The 19,202-nt window shown below is 70.9% G+C and carries 18 protein-coding genes; 12 read left to right on the top strand and 6 right to left on the bottom strand.

The features are described from left to right. Positions 1 to 96: 96 nt before the first annotated feature. Positions 97 to 1,026: a DMT family transporter gene (locus GA0070621_RS09335; RefSeq protein ID WP_231921035.1), complete on the bottom strand. Its 930-nt coding sequence runs from the start codon at positions 1,024 to 1,026 to the stop codon at positions 97 to 99. A gap of 164 nt (positions 1,027 to 1,190) precedes the next feature. Here GA0070621_RS09335 and GA0070621_RS09330 point away from each other — a divergent pair, with 164 nt between their 5' ends. The 6 genes from GA0070621_RS09330 to GA0070621_RS09305 all read left to right on the top strand — a co-directional run bounded on the left by GA0070621_RS09330 (position 1,191) and on the right by GA0070621_RS09305 (position 7,530). After that, positions 1,191 to 2,834, top strand: a complete 1,644-nt coding sequence (locus tag GA0070621_RS09330; RefSeq protein WP_091193418.1) for an esterase/lipase family protein — start codon at positions 1,191 to 1,193, stop codon at positions 2,832 to 2,834. A gap of 496 nt (positions 2,835 to 3,330) precedes the next feature. After that, the gene (locus GA0070621_RS09325) at positions 3,331 to 4,014 is read left to right on the top strand and encodes a YoaK family protein (protein ID WP_091193415.1); all 684 of its coding nucleotides are present in this window, start codon (positions 3,331 to 3,333) and stop codon (positions 4,012 to 4,014) included. Positions 4,015 to 4,121: 107 nt separating this feature from the next. Next, the gene (locus GA0070621_RS09320) at positions 4,122 to 5,066 is read left to right on the top strand and encodes a metal ABC transporter substrate-binding protein (protein WP_167666738.1); all 945 of its coding nucleotides are present in this window, start codon (positions 4,122 to 4,124) and stop codon (positions 5,064 to 5,066) included. Beyond that, a complete protein-coding gene (locus GA0070621_RS09315; RefSeq protein WP_091193410.1) occupies positions 5,059 to 5,829 on the top strand; it encodes a metal ABC transporter ATP-binding protein in 771 nt (256 codons plus the stop codon). Before GA0070621_RS09320 ends, GA0070621_RS09315 begins: the two co-directional genes overlap by 8 nt. 4 nt (positions 5,830 to 5,833) lie before the next feature. Next, positions 5,834 to 6,703, top strand: a complete 870-nt coding sequence (locus GA0070621_RS09310) for a metal ABC transporter permease (protein WP_091193407.1) — start codon at positions 5,834 to 5,836, stop codon at positions 6,701 to 6,703. Beyond that, positions 6,700 to 7,530: a metal ABC transporter permease gene (locus tag GA0070621_RS09305; protein WP_091193404.1), complete on the top strand. Its 831-nt coding sequence runs from the start codon at positions 6,700 to 6,702 to the stop codon at positions 7,528 to 7,530. Before GA0070621_RS09310 ends, GA0070621_RS09305 begins: the two co-directional genes overlap by 4 nt. 240 nt (positions 7,531 to 7,770) lie before the next feature. On the opposite strand, the gene GA0070621_RS09300 is transcribed toward GA0070621_RS09305, so the two are convergent. Together GA0070621_RS09300 and rpmF are read right to left on the bottom strand one after the other, a co-directional pair. Further along, the gene (locus GA0070621_RS09300) at positions 7,771 to 9,003 is read right to left on the bottom strand and encodes a GTP-binding protein (protein ID WP_091193402.1); all 1,233 of its coding nucleotides are present in this window, start codon (positions 9,001 to 9,003) and stop codon (positions 7,771 to 7,773) included. Beyond that, positions 9,000 to 9,179 (bottom strand): 50S ribosomal protein L32, encoded by a 180-nt coding sequence (rpmF, locus tag GA0070621_RS09295; RefSeq protein ID WP_091193400.1) that lies wholly within the window; start codon positions 9,177 to 9,179, stop codon positions 9,000 to 9,002. The genes GA0070621_RS09300 and rpmF overlap by 4 nt, the downstream gene beginning before the upstream one ends. Positions 9,180 to 9,297: 118 nt before the next feature. Between rpmF and GA0070621_RS09290 the strand changes: the two genes are divergently transcribed. The 3 genes from GA0070621_RS09290 to GA0070621_RS09280 all read left to right on the top strand — a co-directional run bounded on the left by GA0070621_RS09290 (position 9,298) and on the right by GA0070621_RS09280 (position 12,085). Beyond that, entirely contained in the window at positions 9,298 to 9,519 is a 222-nt protein-coding gene (locus GA0070621_RS09290; protein ID WP_091193397.1) for a hypothetical protein, read from the top strand. A 232-nt stretch (positions 9,520 to 9,751) separates the two neighbouring features. After that, complete coding sequence (locus GA0070621_RS09285) at positions 9,752 to 10,066, top strand: DUF4190 domain-containing protein (protein ID WP_091193395.1); 315 nt, start codon at positions 9,752 to 9,754, stop codon at positions 10,064 to 10,066. A gap of 924 nt (positions 10,067 to 10,990) precedes the next feature. Next, positions 10,991 to 12,085, top strand: coding sequence for a glycoside hydrolase family 11 protein (locus GA0070621_RS09280; protein ID WP_091193392.1), 1,095 nt, complete (start codon positions 10,991 to 10,993; stop codon positions 12,083 to 12,085). Here GA0070621_RS09280 and GA0070621_RS09275 read toward each other — a convergent pair. Together GA0070621_RS09275 and GA0070621_RS09270 are read right to left on the bottom strand one after the other, a co-directional pair. Next, a complete protein-coding gene (locus GA0070621_RS09275; RefSeq protein ID WP_091193390.1) occupies positions 12,063 to 12,818 on the bottom strand; it encodes an alpha/beta fold hydrolase in 756 nt (251 codons plus the stop codon). The genes GA0070621_RS09280 and GA0070621_RS09275 overlap by 23 nt on opposite strands. A 32-nt stretch (positions 12,819 to 12,850) precedes the next feature. Further along, complete coding sequence (locus GA0070621_RS09270) at positions 12,851 to 14,035, bottom strand: YbfB/YjiJ family MFS transporter (RefSeq protein ID WP_167666737.1); 1,185 nt, start codon at positions 14,033 to 14,035, stop codon at positions 12,851 to 12,853. Between the two features lie 176 nt (positions 14,036 to 14,211). Between GA0070621_RS09270 and GA0070621_RS09265 the strand changes: the two genes are divergently transcribed. The 3 genes from GA0070621_RS09265 to GA0070621_RS09255 all read left to right on the top strand — a co-directional run bounded on the left by GA0070621_RS09265 (position 14,212) and on the right by GA0070621_RS09255 (position 15,837). Further along, complete coding sequence (locus GA0070621_RS09265) at positions 14,212 to 14,796, top strand: TetR/AcrR family transcriptional regulator (RefSeq protein ID WP_091193387.1); 585 nt, start codon at positions 14,212 to 14,214, stop codon at positions 14,794 to 14,796. Between the two features lie 97 nt (positions 14,797 to 14,893). Continuing rightward, complete coding sequence (locus GA0070621_RS09260) at positions 14,894 to 15,370, top strand: cupin domain-containing protein (RefSeq protein ID WP_091193386.1); 477 nt, start codon at positions 14,894 to 14,896, stop codon at positions 15,368 to 15,370. A 104-nt stretch (positions 15,371 to 15,474) separates the two neighbouring features. Then, complete coding sequence (locus GA0070621_RS09255) at positions 15,475 to 15,837, top strand: hypothetical protein (RefSeq protein WP_091193383.1); 363 nt, start codon at positions 15,475 to 15,477, stop codon at positions 15,835 to 15,837. 98 nt (positions 15,838 to 15,935) lie between these two features. On the opposite strand, the gene GA0070621_RS09250 is transcribed toward GA0070621_RS09255, so the two are convergent. After that, positions 15,936 to 18,917, bottom strand: coding sequence for a hypothetical protein (locus GA0070621_RS09250; protein ID WP_157739911.1), 2,982 nt, complete (start codon positions 18,915 to 18,917; stop codon positions 15,936 to 15,938). Positions 18,918 to 19,202: the final 285 nt, after the last annotated feature.

Below are 19,202 nucleotides of genomic sequence, written 5' to 3'. Positions count from 1 at the left end.
CCCGCCCCGCCGGCCGGTGGATCTGGAATCCGCGCCCGGATACGCGACGTGCACGCTGCCTGGCGCGACGGTCTACCGACGTGCTCGTGGCGTTCGCTACCGGCCGGCGGCTTCTGGCAGGCCCTTTCCCCCGTACCGGGCGCCGGCGTGGGGTGCCCGCCGGGCGAGGAGGTAGACCGCGCCGGCCACGACCGCCAGGGCGAGCACCTCACCCAGGAACGACCAGGCGCCGCTCTCGATCCGCTCGTTCAACCAGAGCAGCCCGACCGCGATGGCCACCAACGGGTCGGTGACGGTGATGGTGGCCAGGGCGGGTGCCCCTACCGGGCCGGCCTGGTAGGCGTTCTGGCTCAACAGCACGCCGAACGGACCGAGCACCATGAGGGCGTAGGTCTGCCATTGTCCGAACACGGCCAGCGGGGCCTCGTGGAGGTGGGTCAAGCTGCTGATCAGTCCGGCGGTCACGCCGTAACAGATGCCGGCCGCGAGGGCCAACGGCAGCGGACGCCACCGTTGATCCAGTCGCAACGCCGCCAGCAGGCAGAGCCCGACGGTGGTCGCCACGGCGGCAAGGAGCAACACCGCGGGCCAGAACGAGTCGAGTCCCCGGCCGTGGCCGGGGGCCGGCCGGGCGATCAGCAGGAAGGCGCTGAGCCCGAGCAGGCACAACGCCGCCTGCACCAGCAGCGGCCGGTCGGGCCGAACGTGCCGGCTCGCGGCGAACAACAGGATGTACCAGATCAGCCCGCTCACCAGCAGTGGTTGCACCAGGATCAGTGGCGTCCGGCTCAACGCCGCGACCTGGCAGGCGAACGCCACCGCCGCGAGCACCACCGACCAGCGCCAGCTGGCCACGCCGAGCAGGTGCACCAGCAGCCGCGGCCGGCCGGCCCGCTCCTGCGGCACCTGCCTGGAGGCACGGAACTGCAGCACCGACGACGCCCCGAACGCCGCGGCGGCGGCGAGAGCCAGTGGTACGCCGATCGTCAGCTGTGCCGCGCCGCTCACCATGACGACGGCGGGCATGGACACCACGACCCCTCCCCCGCCCGTCATCCGCTCACCCGGAGTCCCGTACGCCCCAAAGTACCGGAGATGGGCGGAGACGGCCGATAATATTATGTTCCATCCGCACCTGAGCGGCCCGGTCGCCGGGTGGCGGCACGCCTGGCGAGCAGGAGGTCGGCGCGGTGGTCGTGCTGCGATCGGCATCCGTACGCCTGCCGGCACTCCTGGCCCTGACAACGCTTCCGCCGGTGCTGGAGGCGGTGCTGGCGACCCGCTTCGGCCTCCGGTCCGCGGTGGGGCTGGCTCCCCAGGCGAGCGCGCCGACTCCCTTCGCGATCTTTCACGACCTGCGATGGGTCTCCGTCTATCACGACTCGTGGCCGCGGTTCGCGGCGGAACTGATCGCCACGGTGGTGGCACGCGGGGTGTGGATCGCCGCCGTCGTGCTGGTCGCCTGGCCGTCAGAGGCGGCACGGCGACCCGCGGTGGGCCGGGCACTGCTCACCGGCGTCACCGGCACCGCCGCCCTGACCGTTTTCCTGCTGCCCTGGGCCGCGCTCTCGGTGGCACTCAGCGCGACCTCGCTCTCCTGGCTCTTCGTCGCCGACGTCGGTGTGGTGTTCGTACTCGTCCTCGTCGTGCAGCGGGCCGGCCTGGTGCCGGACTGGTGGCGGGGGCTGCCGCCGCCGGCAGCCGCGCTCTGGGCCGTGGTGTCCTTCCTGGTCCTGACCGTTGCCTCCGTGCTCCTGTCCGCCGCGCCGGGCCCGTTGCCCATCGTGCTGGCCGCCGGCGCCGGCGCCGTGAACGGCTGGCTCTGGCGGCGTCTGCTCGCGGCGGTGCTGGCGGCCCGCATCCGGCTGGTCCGGGTCCCGGTGGCCCCGCTGGTCGCCGTCGGGCTGCTGCTCGGCATCGCCCCCGCCGGCTTCCTGTCCAGGGCCGCTGTCCAGGAGGCCGAGCAGCCGCCACCCCCGCTGGCCGCCGGCCCCGGCGGCAGACCGCCGCAGGCACTCATCTTCGTGGGCGGCTACGACTCGGTCGGCGACGGAACGCCAACGGGCGGCACTCCGCAGACCGCCGACAGCATCCCGTTCGAAATGTTCTCCTACGCCGGCCTAGACCCCAGCGGGCGTCCGCTGCCGTATCGGGCACGGCAGACCCAGCAGTCGCTGGAAGTGAGCGCGAGACTGCTCGACGCCCAGGTCGCCGAGTTGCACACCCGCACCGGCAAGCCGGTGGCCCTGCTCGCGGAGAGTGAGGGAACCCTCGTCGCCCGCACCTACCTGGCAACTCGTCCGCACCCGGCTGTGGTCGCGGTCATCCTGCTCAGCCCAGTACCCAACGCCGCCGCGGCCACCTTCCCGCCGTCCGGCGCCGGTCACGGCTGGGGACTGGCCGCGGGCGCGCAGCTACGGGCGATCCTGGCGGTGGCCAGGTGGTCCAGCGGCCTGCCGATCAGCACCGACGAACCGCTCATCCACTCACTCCTGGGCAACCCGCAGCGCTACCGCGATCAGATGTTCTGTCCGGTCCCGGGGGTACGCATGATGGCGTTCGTAACGCTGAGCGATGCCCTCGCCGATCGACCGGGCAATCCGTTGGGCGTGCCCTTCGTTCTGGTGGTCGCCGTGCACGGGGACGACTTCGACCGTAGCCGGGTGCAGCGGGAACTCGTCGCGTTCCTCCATGGTGAGAGGCCGCGGACGACGGGCGCGTGGCTGTACCGGCTACTGCGGGCCGCGGCGGTCGCCTGGCAGGCTCCGCCGTTACGGCTCTCGCTCATCCCGCCCGGACCGGCCGGGTACGAGACACCGCGCTGTCACGGCTGAACCCCGCTCTCGGCACCGCCGGCCGGGCCTCGCCGGCTTCGGCGCGCACCGGCCCGACCAGCACCGCCGGCATGCCGACCTCGGCTCCGGGGGCCCCGCCCGGTCCGGTGAGTGCCGCCGGCCGCTACCGACGGCACGCACTTACGGCAGCCCGGCGCGACGGGCTAGACCGGGATGACCGCTCGCCGGATCGGTCGCAGCATGCCCGGAAGGGGATCGAGCATGGCGCGGACCCACCGCCCCAGCCCGCGCCTCGGCACCGAGCCCGGGTGCTGCGGCTTGACTGTCCGCGGCGGCCCGCAGGATCCAGGAGGCAGACCGGCGGAGCAGGGCGTCGACGTCCCGGCCCGGCACGCCGGCGCGGACGTCGCCACGGCGGCGCTGCTCGCCATCGCAGCGGCCGCCGCCGTCACCCGCCGGCGGGGACACCGCGGATCATGAGAAGACCGGAGCGGCGTACGCGCCGACCGCGCGACCGCGCCGACGACGACCGGGCATGAGGGAAGGCCGGGGCCGGGAGGGGCTTCTCATCAGCACGCTCACCGTCACCGCGGCCGGCACCGACGCGCTGAGCTTCCTCGGCCTCGGCCAGGTCTTCCCCGCGAACATGACCGGCAACACCGTCCTGCTCGGCCTCGGCGCCGCCACCGGTGACTGGCCCGCCCTCAGTCGATCCGCGACCGCGCTGGGCGCGTACGTCCTGGCCGCGGTGGCCCTCGGCGCCGCCGTACCGGACAAGCCGAGGCCGCACCACATCCGTGCGGCGCTTCTGGTCGAGGTGGGTCTGCTGCTGGCCGCGGCGGTGTGGTGGAACCTGCTGACCGGCCGTCCGACCGGTGCGCCGCGGTACGGGCTCGTCGCCCTCGCCGCCACCGCCATGGGGATGCAGAGCGTCATCGCCGCCCGGCTGCGCCTACCCGGCGTCGCCACCACCTACATCACGGGCACCTGGACCGGGCTCAGCATGGGCATCGGCGAACTGCTGCGCCGCCGAGGCGGCGGCGGACGCCCGGACGGGCAGACAGCGCGGGGCCTCGTCGTCGTCGCGTATCCCGCCGCCGCGTTCGCCACCGCCGCCGCCTACACCGCTTGGCACAACCTCGCCGCCCTGATACCGGCGGCGTCCGTGGTCCTCTCCGCGCTCATCTGCCGAGGTTGTGTCGGCAGATCGGCCGGCTGACCGACCGCGCCTGAGGGTTGCACGGGTGCTGATATGCGCACCCGACAGCTAGACGCGCTTATTGCAAATGACTACCGTTTCGCTCATCCGATGAGCAAGGAGCGGTTGTGACCCTATCCATCCGTATGCTCGGCACCGTCCTGGCGATGGCGACGATCGGCGCCACCGCCGGCTGCGGTTCCGACACCGACACCGCGACCGCGACGAAGAGCGGCACGATCAGCGTGGTCGCCACGACGCCCGAGGTCGCCGACTTCACGCGCAACGTCGGCGGCGACGCCGTCAGCGTCACCCAGATCATCAAGCCGAACGTCGACCCCCACGACTACGAGCCCACCCCCGCCGACATCCAGGCCATCGGGGCCGCCAAGCTCGTCGTCAAGAACGGCGTCGGACTGGAGGAATGGCTCGACGACACCATCTCCTCGGCCGGCTTCAAGGGCACCGTCGTCGACACCTCCCAGGGCGTGACCCTGCGCATGGGCGACCCCGGCGACGAGGAGACGAAGAACGGCGACCCGCACATCTGGCACAACCCCCGCAACGCCAAGATCATGGCAGCGAACATCGAGAAGGCCCTCGTCACCGCCGACCCCGGCCACGCCGACGCGTACCGCGCCAACTTCCAGACGTACGCGGCGAAGCTCGACAAGCTCGACGCGGAGAACGAGCGCAAGTTCGCCGCCCTGCCGGCCGACGATCGCAAACTGGTCACCAACCACGACGCGTTCGGCTACTACATCGACCGCTACCAACTCCAGTTCATCGGCTCGGTGATCCCCAGCCTGGACACCAGCGCCGAGCTGTCCGCCACCCAGATCAACGACCTGGTGGCGAAGATCAGGGCCACCGGCACCAAGGCGATCTTCAGTGAGAGCTCGCTGCCGCCCAAGGCCGCCGAGGCGATCGCCCGGCAGGCGGGCGTGAGGGTGGTCGGCGGCGAGGACGCCCTCTACGGCGACAGCCTCGGCCCCGAAGGCACCCCCCAGGGCACCTATCTCGGTGCCGAGGAACACAACACCGCCACCATCGTGGCAGCCCTCGGTGGCTGAGCCCGCCCGCGCGCCGGTAGCCGACGCCGTCCTCCGCCTCGACGGGGCCGGCGTCGGCTACCGGCGCCGCGCCGTCCTCACCGACGTGGACCTCACCCTGGCGCCCGGCCGGATCGTCGCCCTCGTCGGCGCCAACGGCGCCGGCAAGTCCACCCTCATCAAGGCCGTCGTCGGGCTCGCCGACATCCTCGCCGGCACGATCACCGTCGCCGGACGGCCGGCGCGGCAGGCGCGCGGCACGGCCGCCTACGTGCCGCAGGTCGACACCCTCGACGCGGACTTCCCCGTCACCGCCGCCGACGTCGTGCTCATGGGCCGCTACCGGCCCGGCCGCTGGCTACGGCAGATCCGCGCGACCGACCGCGCCATCGCCACCGACGCCCTGGCCCGGGTCGGGCTGGCCGACCGCGCCCGCACCAGCTTCGGGCAACTGTCCGGAGGCCAACGCCAACGGGTCCTGCTCGCCCGCGCCATCGCCGCACAGGCCCGGCTGATGCTCATGGACGAACCCTTCAACGGTCTCGACGCCACCAGCCAGGACGTCATCGTGGCGCAACTGCGCGACCTCGCCGCCGCCGGCACCGCCGTTCTGCTCAGCACCCACGACCTGCGCCTGGCCCGAGACCTCGCCGACACCGCCTGCCTCGTCCACGGCGGCCGCGCCGTCACCGGCCCCACCGAACAGATCCTCGCCGAGCTTCCCGGCACCTACGGCTACGGCAGCCAGGCCGCCGACCTGCACGCCGCGCGGCCCGGACGGTGACGCCATGAGTGATCTCGTCGCGCCGTTCAGCGTGCCGTTCATGGGCCGCGCCCTCGCCGAACTGCTCCTGCTCGCCGTGGTGTGCGGGCCGGTCAGCGTGCTGGTCTTCCTGCGCCGGCTGGCCTTCGTCGCCGACGCGCTGACCCACACCGTCTTCCCCGGCGTGGTCATCGGATTCCTCGTCGCCGGCTGGACCGGCATCGCCGGCGGCGCGCTCGTCGCCGCGCTCCTGACCGCGGTCACGCTCACCGCGCTCACCCGCTGGGGGCGGCTCAGCGACGACACCACCGTGGCCATGCTGCTGACCGCCATGTTCTCGCTCGGCGTGGTGCTCGTCTCCCGTCAACACTCCTACACCAGCGACCTGACCGCGTTCCTGTTCGGCCGGCTGCTCACCGTCACCCCCGCCCAGCTCGCCCAGACCGCCGTGCTGGCCGCGATCGTGCTCACCGGCCTCGCCGTCACCGCCCGGCCGCTGATCCTGCGGGCCTTCGACCCCATCGCCGCCGCCACCGCCGGATACCGCCTCACCCTGCTCGACCTCGGGCTCAACACCGCCATCGCGCTGGTCGTCGTCGCCGCCGCGCAGGCCGTCGGCACCATCCTGGTGATCGCCCTGCTCATCGTGCCCGCCGCCACCGCGCGCCTGCTGACCGAACGACTCACCGCCATGGCCGTGATCGCCACCGCCGTCACCGGCGTCGCCGCGTACCTGGGCCTGCTGGCCAGCTGGACCGCCTCCGTCCGATACGGCATCCGGCTCACCTCCGCCGCCGCGGTGGTGCTCACCCTCGTGGCCTGCTACCTGCTCGCCCTACTCGCCGGCCACCTCCGCCGCCGGCCGCACCCACCCGCCCCGACGGTGGCCCGATGAGCTGGCTGCTGCACGACACCTTCGGCCGCGCCCTGGTCGAAGCCATCACCGTAGGGGTGCTCACCGGACTGGTCGGCGTGCACGTCGTGCTACGCCGACTGTCGTTCTTCACCATGACCATGGCCCACGCCACCTTCCCCGGCGTGGTCGCCGCCTCCATCCTCGGCGTCAACATCTACCTCGGCGGCGTGGTCGCCGGGCTGCTGACCGCCGCCGCCGTCGCCGCGCTGGCGCGTACCCGTGGCCAGGAGGCCACCGCCGCCACCGGCGTCATCCTCTCCGCCGGGTTCGCGCTCGGCGTCGCGCTGGTCGCCACACAGAACGGTTTCAGCCGGGACCTGTCCGCCTTTCTCGTCGGCTCGATCCTCACCGTCACCACCGAGAACCTGGTCGTGAACGGCGCCCTGCTGGTGATCACCGCCGCCGCGCTCACCGTCGGCGGCCGGCACCTGCTGTACGTCGGTTTCGATCCCGCCGGCGCCCGCGCCGCCGGGTACCGCGTCCGGCTGCTCGACCTCGCACTCCTGCTGCTGGTCGACCTCGTCGTCGTCGCGATCGTGCCCGCCGTGGGCACCATCCTCGCCCTGGCGCTGATCGTCGCCCCCGCCGCGGCCGCCCGCGCCTGGACCGACCGTCTCGTCCCCATGACCGTTCTCGCTGCCACACTCGGTGCCGGCAGCGCCGCGGCGGGACTGTGGTTCTCCCGGCTGTGGGATGTCGCCGCCGGTGGCAGCATCTCGCTGACCGCCGCCGCCGTCCTGCTCACGTCGCTGGCGGCGCACCGCCTGCGCACCGGGTTCCGCACGATCTCCCTCACCGCGCCGTGACCGCGCCACCGCCGCGGAGGCCGGGCACGCGCCGCCGGTAGGCCGTGGGCAGGCCGACACGGCCGACTTCGTTGCCGTCCCGGGCCGCCTCCGATGTCGAGGCCCGCCGGAAAGCACACCCGCGCGTCCGCGCCGCGGCGAGCCCGGCCGGCGAGAAGATCCTCGCGGCCGGGCTGGTGGTGGCGCGTCACGGCTTCCCGGCCGCGCCACCACCGCACGACGTCGTCCGGATCGGCATCGTCAGCGCAGGACCGGTTCCGGCTGGTCGTGGTCGTGGAGGTCGCCGAGGCCCCATTCGGGGAACGGGTCGGGCAGGGCCCGCCAGGTGTCCTCCCCGGCGGAGATCTCCCTGTCGGACAGCAGGCAGTCGGCCAGTGCGGCCCGCAGGCCGTCGGCGTCCAGACCCACGCCGATGAGGACCAGCTCCTGCTGCCGGTCGCCGAAGACGGGATGCCAGCGGGACTCCAACTCGGCCCGCTCGTCAGGATCGTCCGGCCATTCCCCGGACACCGCGACCGGCACACCGACCGGGTCGCAGCGTCCCGACGGCCCGGCCTGGGACCACAGGGCCTGCACGTCCGGGCGGCTGGCCAGCCACAGGAACCCCTTGGAACGCACCACCCCGAAGGCGTCCAGGCCGCCGGCCAGCAGGTCCCAGAGCCGCTGAGGGTGGAACGGCCGGTGATCGCGGAACACGATGCTGGAGATGCCGTACTCCTCGGTCTCCGGCACGTGCTCGCCGTTGAGCTCGGCCACCCAGCCGGGCGCGGTCTCGGCGCGGTCGAGGTCGAACCGGCCCGTGTCCAGGATCTCCGCCGGCGGCACTCGGCCGTGCGTCGCCCGGACCTGCCGGGCGGCCGGGTTGAGCCGGGTCAGCAGCGCCTCCAGCACCGCCAGGTCGTCCGGGGCCACCAGGTCGGTCTTGTTGACCACCAGCACGTCAGCGAACTCGATCTGGTCGACCAGCAGGTCGGCGATGCTGCGGTCGTCTCCCTCGTACGCGGCCAGCCCGCGCTGTTCGAGGGTCTCGCCCGCCTCGATGCGGGCCAGCAGCCCGGCGGCGTCCACCACGGTGACGGTGGTGTCCAGTCGAGCGAGGTCGTCGAGCACCTGCCCGTCCTCCACCCCGAAGGCGAACGTGGCGGCCACCGGCATCGGTTCGGAGATGCCGCTGGACTCGATCAGCAGGTAGTCGAACCGGCCCAGCCGCGCGAGTCGGACCACCTCGTCGAGCAGGTCGTGGCGCAGGGTGCAGCAGATACAGCCGTTGGTCAACTCCACCAGCCGTTCCTCGGTCCGCGACAGCGACCCGCCGTCACGGACGAGGGAGGCGTCGATGTTGACCTCGCTCATGTCGTTGACGATCACCGCGACCCGCAGCCCGTCCCGATTGGCCAGGACATGGTTGAGCAGGCTGGTCTTGCCAGCCCCGAGGAAGCCGGAGAGCACGGTCACCGGCAGGCGCCCGGTCACGGCTCCTCCACCACCTGACGCCCCTTGTAGAGGCCGCAGTGCGCGCAGGCACGATGCGGCACCACCAGTTCCTTGCGGGGACAGGGGCACGGGGTGAGCTGCGGCACCTGGGCCTTCCACCGCGCCCGCCGGTGCCGGGTGTTCGATCTCGACGTCTTTCGCTTCGGTACGGCCACAGCAGGTCTCCTTCACTCGTCGGACCGGTCCCGACAGATCCTGCAAACGATAACGTTTTTCGTTAGAGCCTCCGACGGTGGGGCCGCCGCAGGCGACGGACTCCACACGCTGTGGATCGTGATCGTCGGGATGTTGCCCCGGCGCGGCGACGATCTGGACCTGTGGTCCAGGTATCTCATCTACGCCAGCGCGGTGCCCGTCTTCATTGTCGTGGCCGTTGGGCTCACCCTCGCACCACTGGGTTCGCGCCATGCCCCACTGGGGATCGGCATGGTGGTCGGCGCGGTCGCGTCTCCCCTGCTGTGGCTGGTCAGTGGGTCCGCCTTGCACAGCGGTTAGCGGCCTCGCTTCGACGCGACCTCTTCGTCCCGAAAGTGTGGTCACGGCCCACGTCGATGCTCTACGCTGCCGGCTCCGCCAAGCACCGGGCTCTGGCCGTGTCCTCGGTCGCCTTCCCTTGCCCGCCCGCATGATCCATCCTGGTGCTTCCGTTCGCAATCCGCTGACGGACGGCCTTGTGGCGTCGTACGGGGAGCATCCGAGCGGCAAAGGAAGAAGGGTGGGGCGTGCCATGACCGGTCAGCTCTCCGAGAATCAGCGAGGGTACAACGTTCTGGCGATGACGGCCTGTTGCATGGGCCTGGGATCGATGCTGTACGTCAGCTCGGGTCTTGCTGGGCTGTCGGAGCTGCCAATCAGAGCTCTGATCCCCATGCTGCTGGTCGGCGGATGCGCGGTTGCCCTGGGCGGAGTGGCCCTGAAGCAGATCAAGACGGCCGGGCAACGTGGTCGCGGGCTGGCGATTGCCGGGTGCGTGGCGGGCGCGGCCGTGTTTGCGGTCCTGGCTGTCGTCGCCGTGGCTCTGCTGGGAGGGCTGGTCGGCTGACCGCGCTTGCCCCGCGATCACCGCCACCGATCGCACGTGGATCAGACGAGCCCCCGCCCGGCCCGTGCGGCACGCACCACGCCCATGACGCCGGCCTCGGCGCGCAGCCGCCCTCAAAGGTGTGCCGGCCGACGCGCACCGCGCCGAACGTGGTGAACCCGACCGCCGCCGGCTCGGGCGGCGGCTGCCGCCGACCACCGGTCCGGCAGACGACCTGTTCCATTGCCCTTCAGGGCGGCCCGTGGCAGCAGAGGGCGCAGTTCGCCTGCGGTCCACCCGCGAGCGTCCAGTTCGTAGGGCCGGCGAAGAAGCCGGCCACGGCCACTCGCTGAGGGATGCCTCGCGCCCCGGATGCCGACGGATCCACGGATCGACCGCCGAGCCGCCTCGTCCGGGCACTCGCGCCACGCCATGGTCCGGAGCGACGGCCCGACGGTCGTCGCACCCGGGCGCATCCGCGAGTGTCCTCATGGCGATCACCCGGCTGCCCTCTCCCAGCGACCATCGGAATCGAATCGCGCGATCCGAGTCCGAAACTTTCGGCAACATCGGCGCATTTATCAGCGATCCGGCCAGCAACCCGTCGATGGACACCCTGATCCCCGCTAGACTTACAGGCCGAACATCCAGGCCAGGCATCTTTCGGGACGCCAGCGCCGAGAATGGGCTTTTCGAAAGCCTTCCGGAAGTTGTTGACAACATTCCGAGGCGGTCCAATACTGCCAGCATTGATGAACTTCAACGACTGCCGACCCCAGGCCACGGCCGCGACCTGGTCCTCCGCTCATCGACGGAACCACGATCCGGTAATCCGCGGCGTGGTACGAACCCGACGGTGGTGGTCACGCGTTGGCGCCCCACACCACCGTCGAGTCGCGTCACGCAGTCCCGGCCTCCGGGCCGATCCCACAAGAGGAGGCGCACATGAATGACACCCCCACCCACCCGAAGCGCCGCGGGCGCGACCGCATCAGGCTGCTCATCGGCAGCGCCTGCGCCGTCGTGCTGGCCGCAGCCTCGTTTACGTTGGCCGGCGTCGCGCACGCCGAGGCCGACCGGACCCTCACCTCGAACTCAACCGGCACCCACAACGGGTTCTTCTACTCGTACTGGAAGGACAACGGCAACGTCACCATGACCATGGGCGCCGGCGGCCAGTACAGCGTCCAGTGGAGCAACATGAACAACATGGTCGTCGGCAAGGGCTGGAACCCCGGCTCGAGCCACACCGTGAACTACTCGGGCACCTTCAGCCCGAACGGCAACGGCTACCTGGCGCTGTACGGATGGACGACCAACCCGCTCATCGAGTACTACGTCGTCGAGAACTTCGGCAGCTACAACCCGAGCACGGGCGCCACCCGGCTGGGCTCGGTCACCACCGACGGCAGCACGTACGACATCTACCGCACCCAGCGCGTCAACCAGCCCTCCATCATCGGCACCGCGACGTTCTACCAGTACTGGAGTGTCCGGCAGCAGAAGCGGACCGGCGGCACCATCACCACCGCCAACCACTTCAACGCGTGGGCCAGCCTTGGCCTGAACCTCGGCACCCACAACTACCAGATCCTCGCCACCGAGGGCTACCAGAGCAGCGGCAGCTCCAACATCACCGTGAGCGAGGGCTCCGGCGGCAACCCCCAGCCGACCCCGACCACGGCCTCGCCGCGCCCGACGACGTCGAGCCCGCCGCCGGGCGGCGGCGGACCCTGCCGAGTGACCAACGACGTCAACGCGTGGAACAACGGCCTGACCGACAACATCACCATCACCAACACCGGCACGTCCACCATCAACGGCTGGTCGCTGAAGTTCAACCTCGCGTCCGGGCAGACCATCACCTCTGGCTGGAACGCCAACTACTCGCCGACCAGCGGCCAGGTGACCGCGACCAACGTCAACTTCAATGGCACCATTCCGCCGGGTGGTTCAACGGGTATCGGCTTCCAGGCCACCCATAACGGCAACGGCGCCGCGCCCAGCGGGTTCACCCTCAACGGCTCCGCCTGTAGCTGAGTCCCTGCTGTGCCGGGTCCGGTATGCCGGACCCGGCACACGGCCCGGCGATGTCCTGCTCGGAGTTCTCCGCGACGTCGAGGAGGATTCGCAGCAGGTGCTCCGGAGCATCGCGCATCATGTTGTGGCCGCTGGCCAGCGAGTGCGTCCGCCAGCCGGATGCCCTGCGCAGGCTCTCGTAGACCGGGGTGAAGGGCGACTGCCCGTCCCATCCCGCGGCGTACACGTAGTCCTTGCGGCGGATGTGGGCGAGGTCGCCGGTCAGCCGTAAGGGCTGGAGCAGCGAGGCGATCGGGTGGGGTGTGGCTCGCGCGTCGAAGAACGGCAGCGGCCGCGTCGCGTACCCGTTCTCCTCGACCTGTACGTACCACTGCCGCTCCTGGTCGGAGACCAGATTCCAGCAGGAGTCGCCGTTCCCCGGGACCATGGCGTCCAGGTAGACGAGCGAGTCGACTCGTTCGGGTGCGCGGTCCGCGACGCCGCTGATGACCATTCCGCCGTAGCTGTGACCGACCAGCACGGCGTCGGTGACGTCCTCGGCGGCAAGCACGGCGGTCACGTCCTGGATGTGCGTGTCGAGGTTCACGCCACCGTGCAGCAGGTGACTGCGCTCGCTGAGCCCGGTCAGGGTCAGCGGATACACCGTGTGCCCGTCGGCACGGAGTTGCCGGGTCACCTCCTCGAAGCACCAGCCACCGTGGCACATACCGGGGATGAGCACGAAGTTCGCCATTTCCTTCTTCCTCTGATAGCAACGTCGGCGGTCTAGCGGGGGCTGCTCTCGTACGCGTCTGTGCCGCTGCGGATCGGTGCGTCGAGCCGTCTGCGGCCGGCGGCGACGGAAACCGCCCCGGCGGCGGCGCACAGGATCGCGGTCCAGGACAGGGTCGCCCTGGTCGAGGTGTGGTCGGCGAGTACGCCGGCGAGGACCGGGCCGGCGGTCTGCCCGATGGCGAACACCGTGGTGAACGCCGCGAGCGTGGCGGTCCAGTCCTCGGGCGGGGTGCGGGCCCTGATGAGGGCGGTGACGGCGGCGGGCACGCCCATGAAGGTCGCCCCGTAGACCAGCGCGGAACCGAGGACGACCGGCGGCGCGGACGACGTGAGGGCCAACGCCGCGCCACCGCTCAGGACGGTGAGCAGGGCGGTCAGGGGGCGGGTGCCCGACCATTCGATGATGGGTCGGCTCCACAGCGCGGGCGCCATGACGACGGCGAGGCCCAGCACGGTCCAGGTGAGCATGACCTGGGTGAGTGAGGCATGGTGGTCGACGAGGTACGCGGACAGGAACGTGATGTAGGTGATGTAGCCGGCGGCGAACAGCAGGTAGGCCAGCGCGACCTCGCGGAGGGGGCGTATCCGGGCCTGCCCGCGCGCCGGGTGCCGCCCCTGGTCGTCCCTGCCTGTCGCGCTCCAGCTCACCGCCGTCGCCAGGGCGGCGACGGCCGCCAGGCCGAGCCAGGCGAGGCGCCAGCGTTCTCCCAGCGGGGGAACGCTGACCCCGCTGATGACGATGCCCAGCCCGGTGCCGCCGAAATACACGGTGATGGGCGTGGCCGAGGCGATCCGCGCCGCGAGACGTGAGGCGATCACGCCGCCGACGACGAACACCACGGCTCCCGACGCCCCCGCAGCCGTCCGCGCCAGCAGCAGAAAGAGAAAGTTCTCGCTCGCGGCGGTGGCGGCCAGCGAGCCGGCCGTGAGTGCCATCGCGGCGCGGAACGCGACGCCTGTTCCCCATCGGCGGACGACCGCGGCGGTCATCATGGCGCCGACCAGGTACCCCAGCCCGTTGGCGGTGCTGGCGGCGCCGGCCTCGGCCAGACTCCAGTGCAGATCGGCGCGCATCTCCGGCAGGAGCAGCCCGTAGCCGAAGCGCGCGATCCCGAGCGCCGACGCGGTGCCGAGCGCGAGGCGGGCCGCCTGCCAGGTCGCCGTCCGCGGCGCCATGTCAGTCACGTCCGGCGTCATCGGCAGCCCTCCGGAGACATCTGACGCTGCCGGCCGGCTCAGCCGGGTCCGGCGGAGCGACGCTTCCGTCTGGCATGACACCTCCAGTGGATAGAACCGATCGGTTCGGCCTCGGAGACTAGCAGCAGAACGAACCGGTCGGTACCATCTAGTTCGTGCCAGTACCCAAGGGCTCGACAATCGACCCGGAACGCACCCGCGCCGAAATCCTCAGCGCGGCCACGCCACTGCTGTACGAGCGAGGGCTCGACGGTGTCGGCGTCGCCGAACTGTGCACCAGGCTCGGCGTGTCCAAGGAAACCCTCTACCGACACTTCGGCACGAAGGACGGCCTCATCCAGGCGGTTCTGGAGGCGCGCAGCCGGCGAGTGGCGACCTGGTTGGCTCGGGCGGTCGCGACCGCCGGTGACGACCCGCGCGATCAGCTCGCCGCGGTGTTCGACGTCCTCCAGCAGTGGTACGACGAGCCGGTCTTCCGGGGCTGCGCGATGCTGAACGCGGCGGCCCAGCACCACGTGCCGCCCGTCCGCGCCATCACCACGCGCCACCTGGACCGTTATCTCGATCTTCTCACCGGCATCGCCGGCCGCGCCGGCGCCGCCGATCCGCACGCACTCGGGCGTCAACTGCTCATGTTGGTCGAGGGCGCGACCGTCGTCGCCGCTCATCACGACCGGGCCGGCACCGCCGCGCACGCCCGCCGGGCGGCACTCGCCCTGCTGTCCGCCGCCACCACATGATCCGAACTGTCCTGGCCGGACTCCGCACGGCACACCTCGCCGACGTCGCCGCACCACTGGCCCCTGGCCGGTGCCGGCACCACCCTGGAAGGCAGCAATGACCGACTTTCCCCGCCCCGCACACGCCGACCTCCGACGGGCCGACGCCACCGAGCAGGTGACGCTGGGGTCGGGCAGCACCGCCCGCTTCGTCGCGCCGGGCAGCGCCACCCAGGGCAGGTTCGGCCTGTTCGAGTGGCTGATGCCCCCGCGCATCGGCGGCACCGACACCCACTTCCACAAGACCTTCGCCGAGTCGTTCTACGTCACGGCCGGTACGGTGACCCTCTACGACGGGCAGCGGTGGGTGACCGCCCGCGGCGGCGACTTCCTGTACGTGCCCGAGGGCGTCGCGCACGGATACCGCAACGAGACCGACGAACCGGCGGCCATGCTGGTGCTGTTCACGCCCGGAGCGCCGCGGGAGACGTACTTTCGCGAGCTGGCCGAGATCGCCACGAGCGGGCGCGAGCTGACGGACGCCGACTGGCTCGAGCTGTGGGCCCGGCACGACCAGTACCCCGTACGCGACTAGGACCCGCGGACAGCGGACTCGACACCGCCTCCTCGGCCGCCCGGCCGGGCCGTTCGCCTCCGCCCGACCGGCCCGTACCGAAGCCGTCCCGGACGACGAAGCCGGTGCCACCGTCACCGCCGCCGACCGGGCAGGACTCGACGGCCGCCGACTGGAACCCGACCAGGGACGACTGGGGACCGTCCCGCGACGTCGGCTACGCCTCGTGGTGGCCGGAGGCCAACAACGACGCCGTGATCAGCCGCAACGATCCCGCGTACGCGGCGGCGCTGCCGGGCACCGGGCCGTGGCAGCGCGCCGACTGTGTCCGCGCGAGGTACGGGGATCCGTCCACCCGCCCGATCGGGGATCGGCTCCTGGAACGACGGGGGATCTGCGTCGTCACCTCGGCCGGCCGATACGCGCTGCCGGTGGTCACGAGAGCGACCCAGGGACAGCTCACCGTCCGGGTCACCGTCTGGGAGTGACCCTTCCAGGATCGCCGTTCTGCCGCTCCCGCCCTTTCGCCGCGGGGCGTGCGGGTCGCAAGGACCCGCACGCCCCGTTGGTGGCCAGCCGCCGGTCGTCAGCCCTCCCGCACGGCCAGGTCGGCCAGCTTGACGCTGGTCATGAGGGCTTCGACCTCGGGCAGGCTCTCCACGTACTTGCCCGTGGCCAACTCGCTGGAGTGCAGGGCGTACCGCTGCCCGAGGGCGTCGGTGCGTCGCTGGGCCACGGTGACCAGGCAGTTGCCCAACGGTTCGCCGGGCAGCCGATTGCCGTCGAGCGGACATGCGTACGAGTACTGCGGCTGGTCGTCGAACGGGTGCTTCGGGATGCCGGTGCACGCCCCACCCACAGTCGTCGGCTTGCATGCCTGGTAGTTGGCCGCGGCGACGCGGTACGCCTCCGTGAAGTGCGCGGCCCCGGCGATGTCCGCCGGCAGGTGCCGGCCGCCGTTCAGCAGTCCGTTGAAGAGGTCGTCGTCCTGCAGGGCGACCTTCCAGCCGAGATCGGAGTACGCCTGCAACAGCTTGACCGCCTCGGTCACCTTGCCGTTGGCGCTGGCCAGGGCGCCAGCACCGGTGAGCCGAGCGGCGACCGTGTCGTAGTAGAGCTTCTGCTTGCCGTTCAACACGGCCTGTGCCCGGGTCTTGGTGTTGCTGAGGGTGGCGGCGTCGGTCGTGGCCCAGGACGGCTGCGCCATGATCGTGTCCCAGTACGCGTTCAGGAACGTCACCCCGCCGACCATGCCGTCCACCGGTCCGTACGTGAAGGTCCGACTCCGGATCGGACGAGGTGCCTCACCCGGCCAGTTCAGGTAGTTCGTGAAGGTGACCGTGGCCGCGTAGACCTTGCCGAATCCGTCGCTCTTGTTGGCGACGGAGACCTCGGCGGTGCACCTCCAGGTGATGGTCGGCGCGACGTCCTCCTTGGGCACATACGCGGCGAGCAGATAGACCGGCGCCAGGTCGTTGTTGCGTACGCTCGACGGCCATGACTTCACCGGCGTGGGCCCGCTGGGCGTGTTGCACTCGCCCTTGGTGGGCGCGTCCGGGATTGGCCATGCGGCCTGGCGGGCCTGATCGGGGGTGCCGAACAGGTCGTACTGCCTGCCGTCCTGGACCTCCACGGAGCGAATCTTCGCCAACTCGTCTGAGAAGTTGTTGACCGCACCGCGGTAGTTGTCCATCAGGCCACGGAACAACCGGTTGGTGCCGCCGTCGGTGGCCGGCTTGCTGACGGCCTGGGCTGCCCGATTGATCTCCAGGCCGACGTTCCTGACCTGCTGGGCCCGGGAGGCGCTGACCCGCTTGGCGTAGTCGAGGTTCTGCAGAGACAGCGTCGCGTAGGATCTGGCGCCCAGCGCCCAGACGCTGGGATTGGCGACCTTGCCGGACAACTGCGGGAACGTCGGGTCGTAGCGTTGAGCGAGCCAGGTCAGGTAGTTGATGCTGCCGGCCGGCTGGTAGCTGTTGACCACCGTGGACGGGTCTGCCGAGGCGAACGCGCTCGACGGCAGCGTGAATGTGTCGTCGAAGGACAACCCCGTCGCGGTGAAGTGGAAGGAGTTCTCCGGCGTGGTGTACTCCTGATAGGTGGGAATGTCCTGCCCGTAGTTCTCCTTGTAGCTGACGTACCGGTTGATGTTGCCGCGGACGTCCTGGGTCGCGATCGAGGTCAGCGCCGCCTGGGTCGCGGCGGCGAAAGTGTCGATCTTGTCGTCCAGCAGGAAGAGCCGGTGCTCGATGTCGGCAAGGTTGTCCCGCACCTTCTGGAACTCGTCGAACACTCGGCCGAACTGGACGAGCATGTCGCCGTACATCTGAAGCAGGGCCGTCTCGATCCGGTCGAACCGGGCGGTCATCCGGTCCTGCAACTGGGCGATGTCCGTGCGCAGCCCCGCGAGTTGCTCCATGATGAGCTGATCGGGAGACCGATCGTTGGTGAACATCGGCAGCAGGGTCATCACCGAGCCCACGATGTTGCCGGTGAGCACCAGGGTGCTCGCCGAGGTGAGCGCCTGGCCCAGCTTGAGCCCCACCACTGTCGGCAGGTAGCTGTTGACGGACGAGGCGATGGAGATCGCCGCCTTGCCGACCAGGCCGATGTCCCGCCCGAGTTTGGGGTCGACGAAGCCGGCCAGCGTCGACAGGATGCTGACGGCGGCACCCGCCGCCTCGATCTGCGCCTGGAAGTTCGCGGCCTTGGCCTGCGCCGCGGCCTGGTCCTCGGCGGTCGGCGTGGGTCCCCCGACCACGGCCGGGTACTTGTCGGACAGGGCGCCCAGCTCAGCGATAAGCTGGTCGATCTTGCCGTCCACCTGCCCGAGCGCCCGCTGGAACGCCTCGCGCACCTCCTGCAGGTAGATCGCGGAGTTCGTCTGGTTCTCCAGGATGGTGTGCAGGTTCAGCCAGTTGGTGAGCCCCGGGTCGGCGGCCAGCTGATCGAAGCTGGCATTCACGCTGACGTTCAGCCGGCTGCCGAAGTAGCCGTCCCAGGCTGCCGCCAGGGCGCTGTCGGACTGACCGCGGCGGCCCAGTTCCCCCCAGACGCGGTCCTGCAGGCCGTAGTACCGCTGCATCCAACTGAAGGTTTCCTGGCTGCTGGTCATGGCGTCCGTGAGGTTCTGCCACCGGGCATAGGACTCGCCGCTGCTCGACTCGAGGTACGCCTTGATCGCCGGAGTCCCGACGCTGACGCCCGGGATGCCGGCCATGGCGTCCAGCACCTTGAGGAAGCCGTAGTAGTTCGCGACGTTCTGGTCGACGCCCTTCAGCTTCTCGTCGAGCTGCTGGCGGACCAGTTCGGCGTGCCGGACCAACTGGTCGGTGGTGGCGGTGGGATTCTGTTGCCGCCAGTACATCAGGTTGTCGCTGAGCACAAGATCCTTGAGGCCGGGCAGGCCCCGGTCGTACATGCGCATGTGCGCGCCGAAGAGCTTGACGCGGAGTGCCTCCTGGTCGTACTCGACCGGATTGTCGGCCCGCGCCGGCAGGCCCAAACCGCCGATCAACGCGGCCGCCGCCGTGACGAGCACGAGCAGACGCCGCGCTCCCCTCCGCATGCTCCACCTCGCGGGTGGCGGACACGGCCGGGCGTCGGCCGGATAGGTGGTCTCGTTCATCAGTCCCCTTGCGATCGGCGATGGCCCTGCCCGTGCCGGGCAGGGCCGTGGTTGCCCCGCACCATCGCAGCGGCCACTTACCTGCCACTTGCACCGCACTTGGATACGGACGGGGCTGCCTTGCGTCTCACCCGCGATCGGCAAGCGGACGGCCGGCGCGACCGCGGCGGCTCGTGCCGGTGCGCTCGTCGGATGCCGAACGCCGGTCCTCCAAGTCGCGTCCAA

The organism is Micromonospora narathiwatensis, from assembly GCF_900089605.1.
In the GTDB taxonomy this organism is placed as follows: Bacteria; Actinomycetota; Actinomycetes; order Mycobacteriales; family Micromonosporaceae; genus Micromonospora; species Micromonospora narathiwatensis.
Note: the sequence above shows the minus strand (reverse complement) of the source record. Positions and strands in the feature narration are given on the sequence as shown.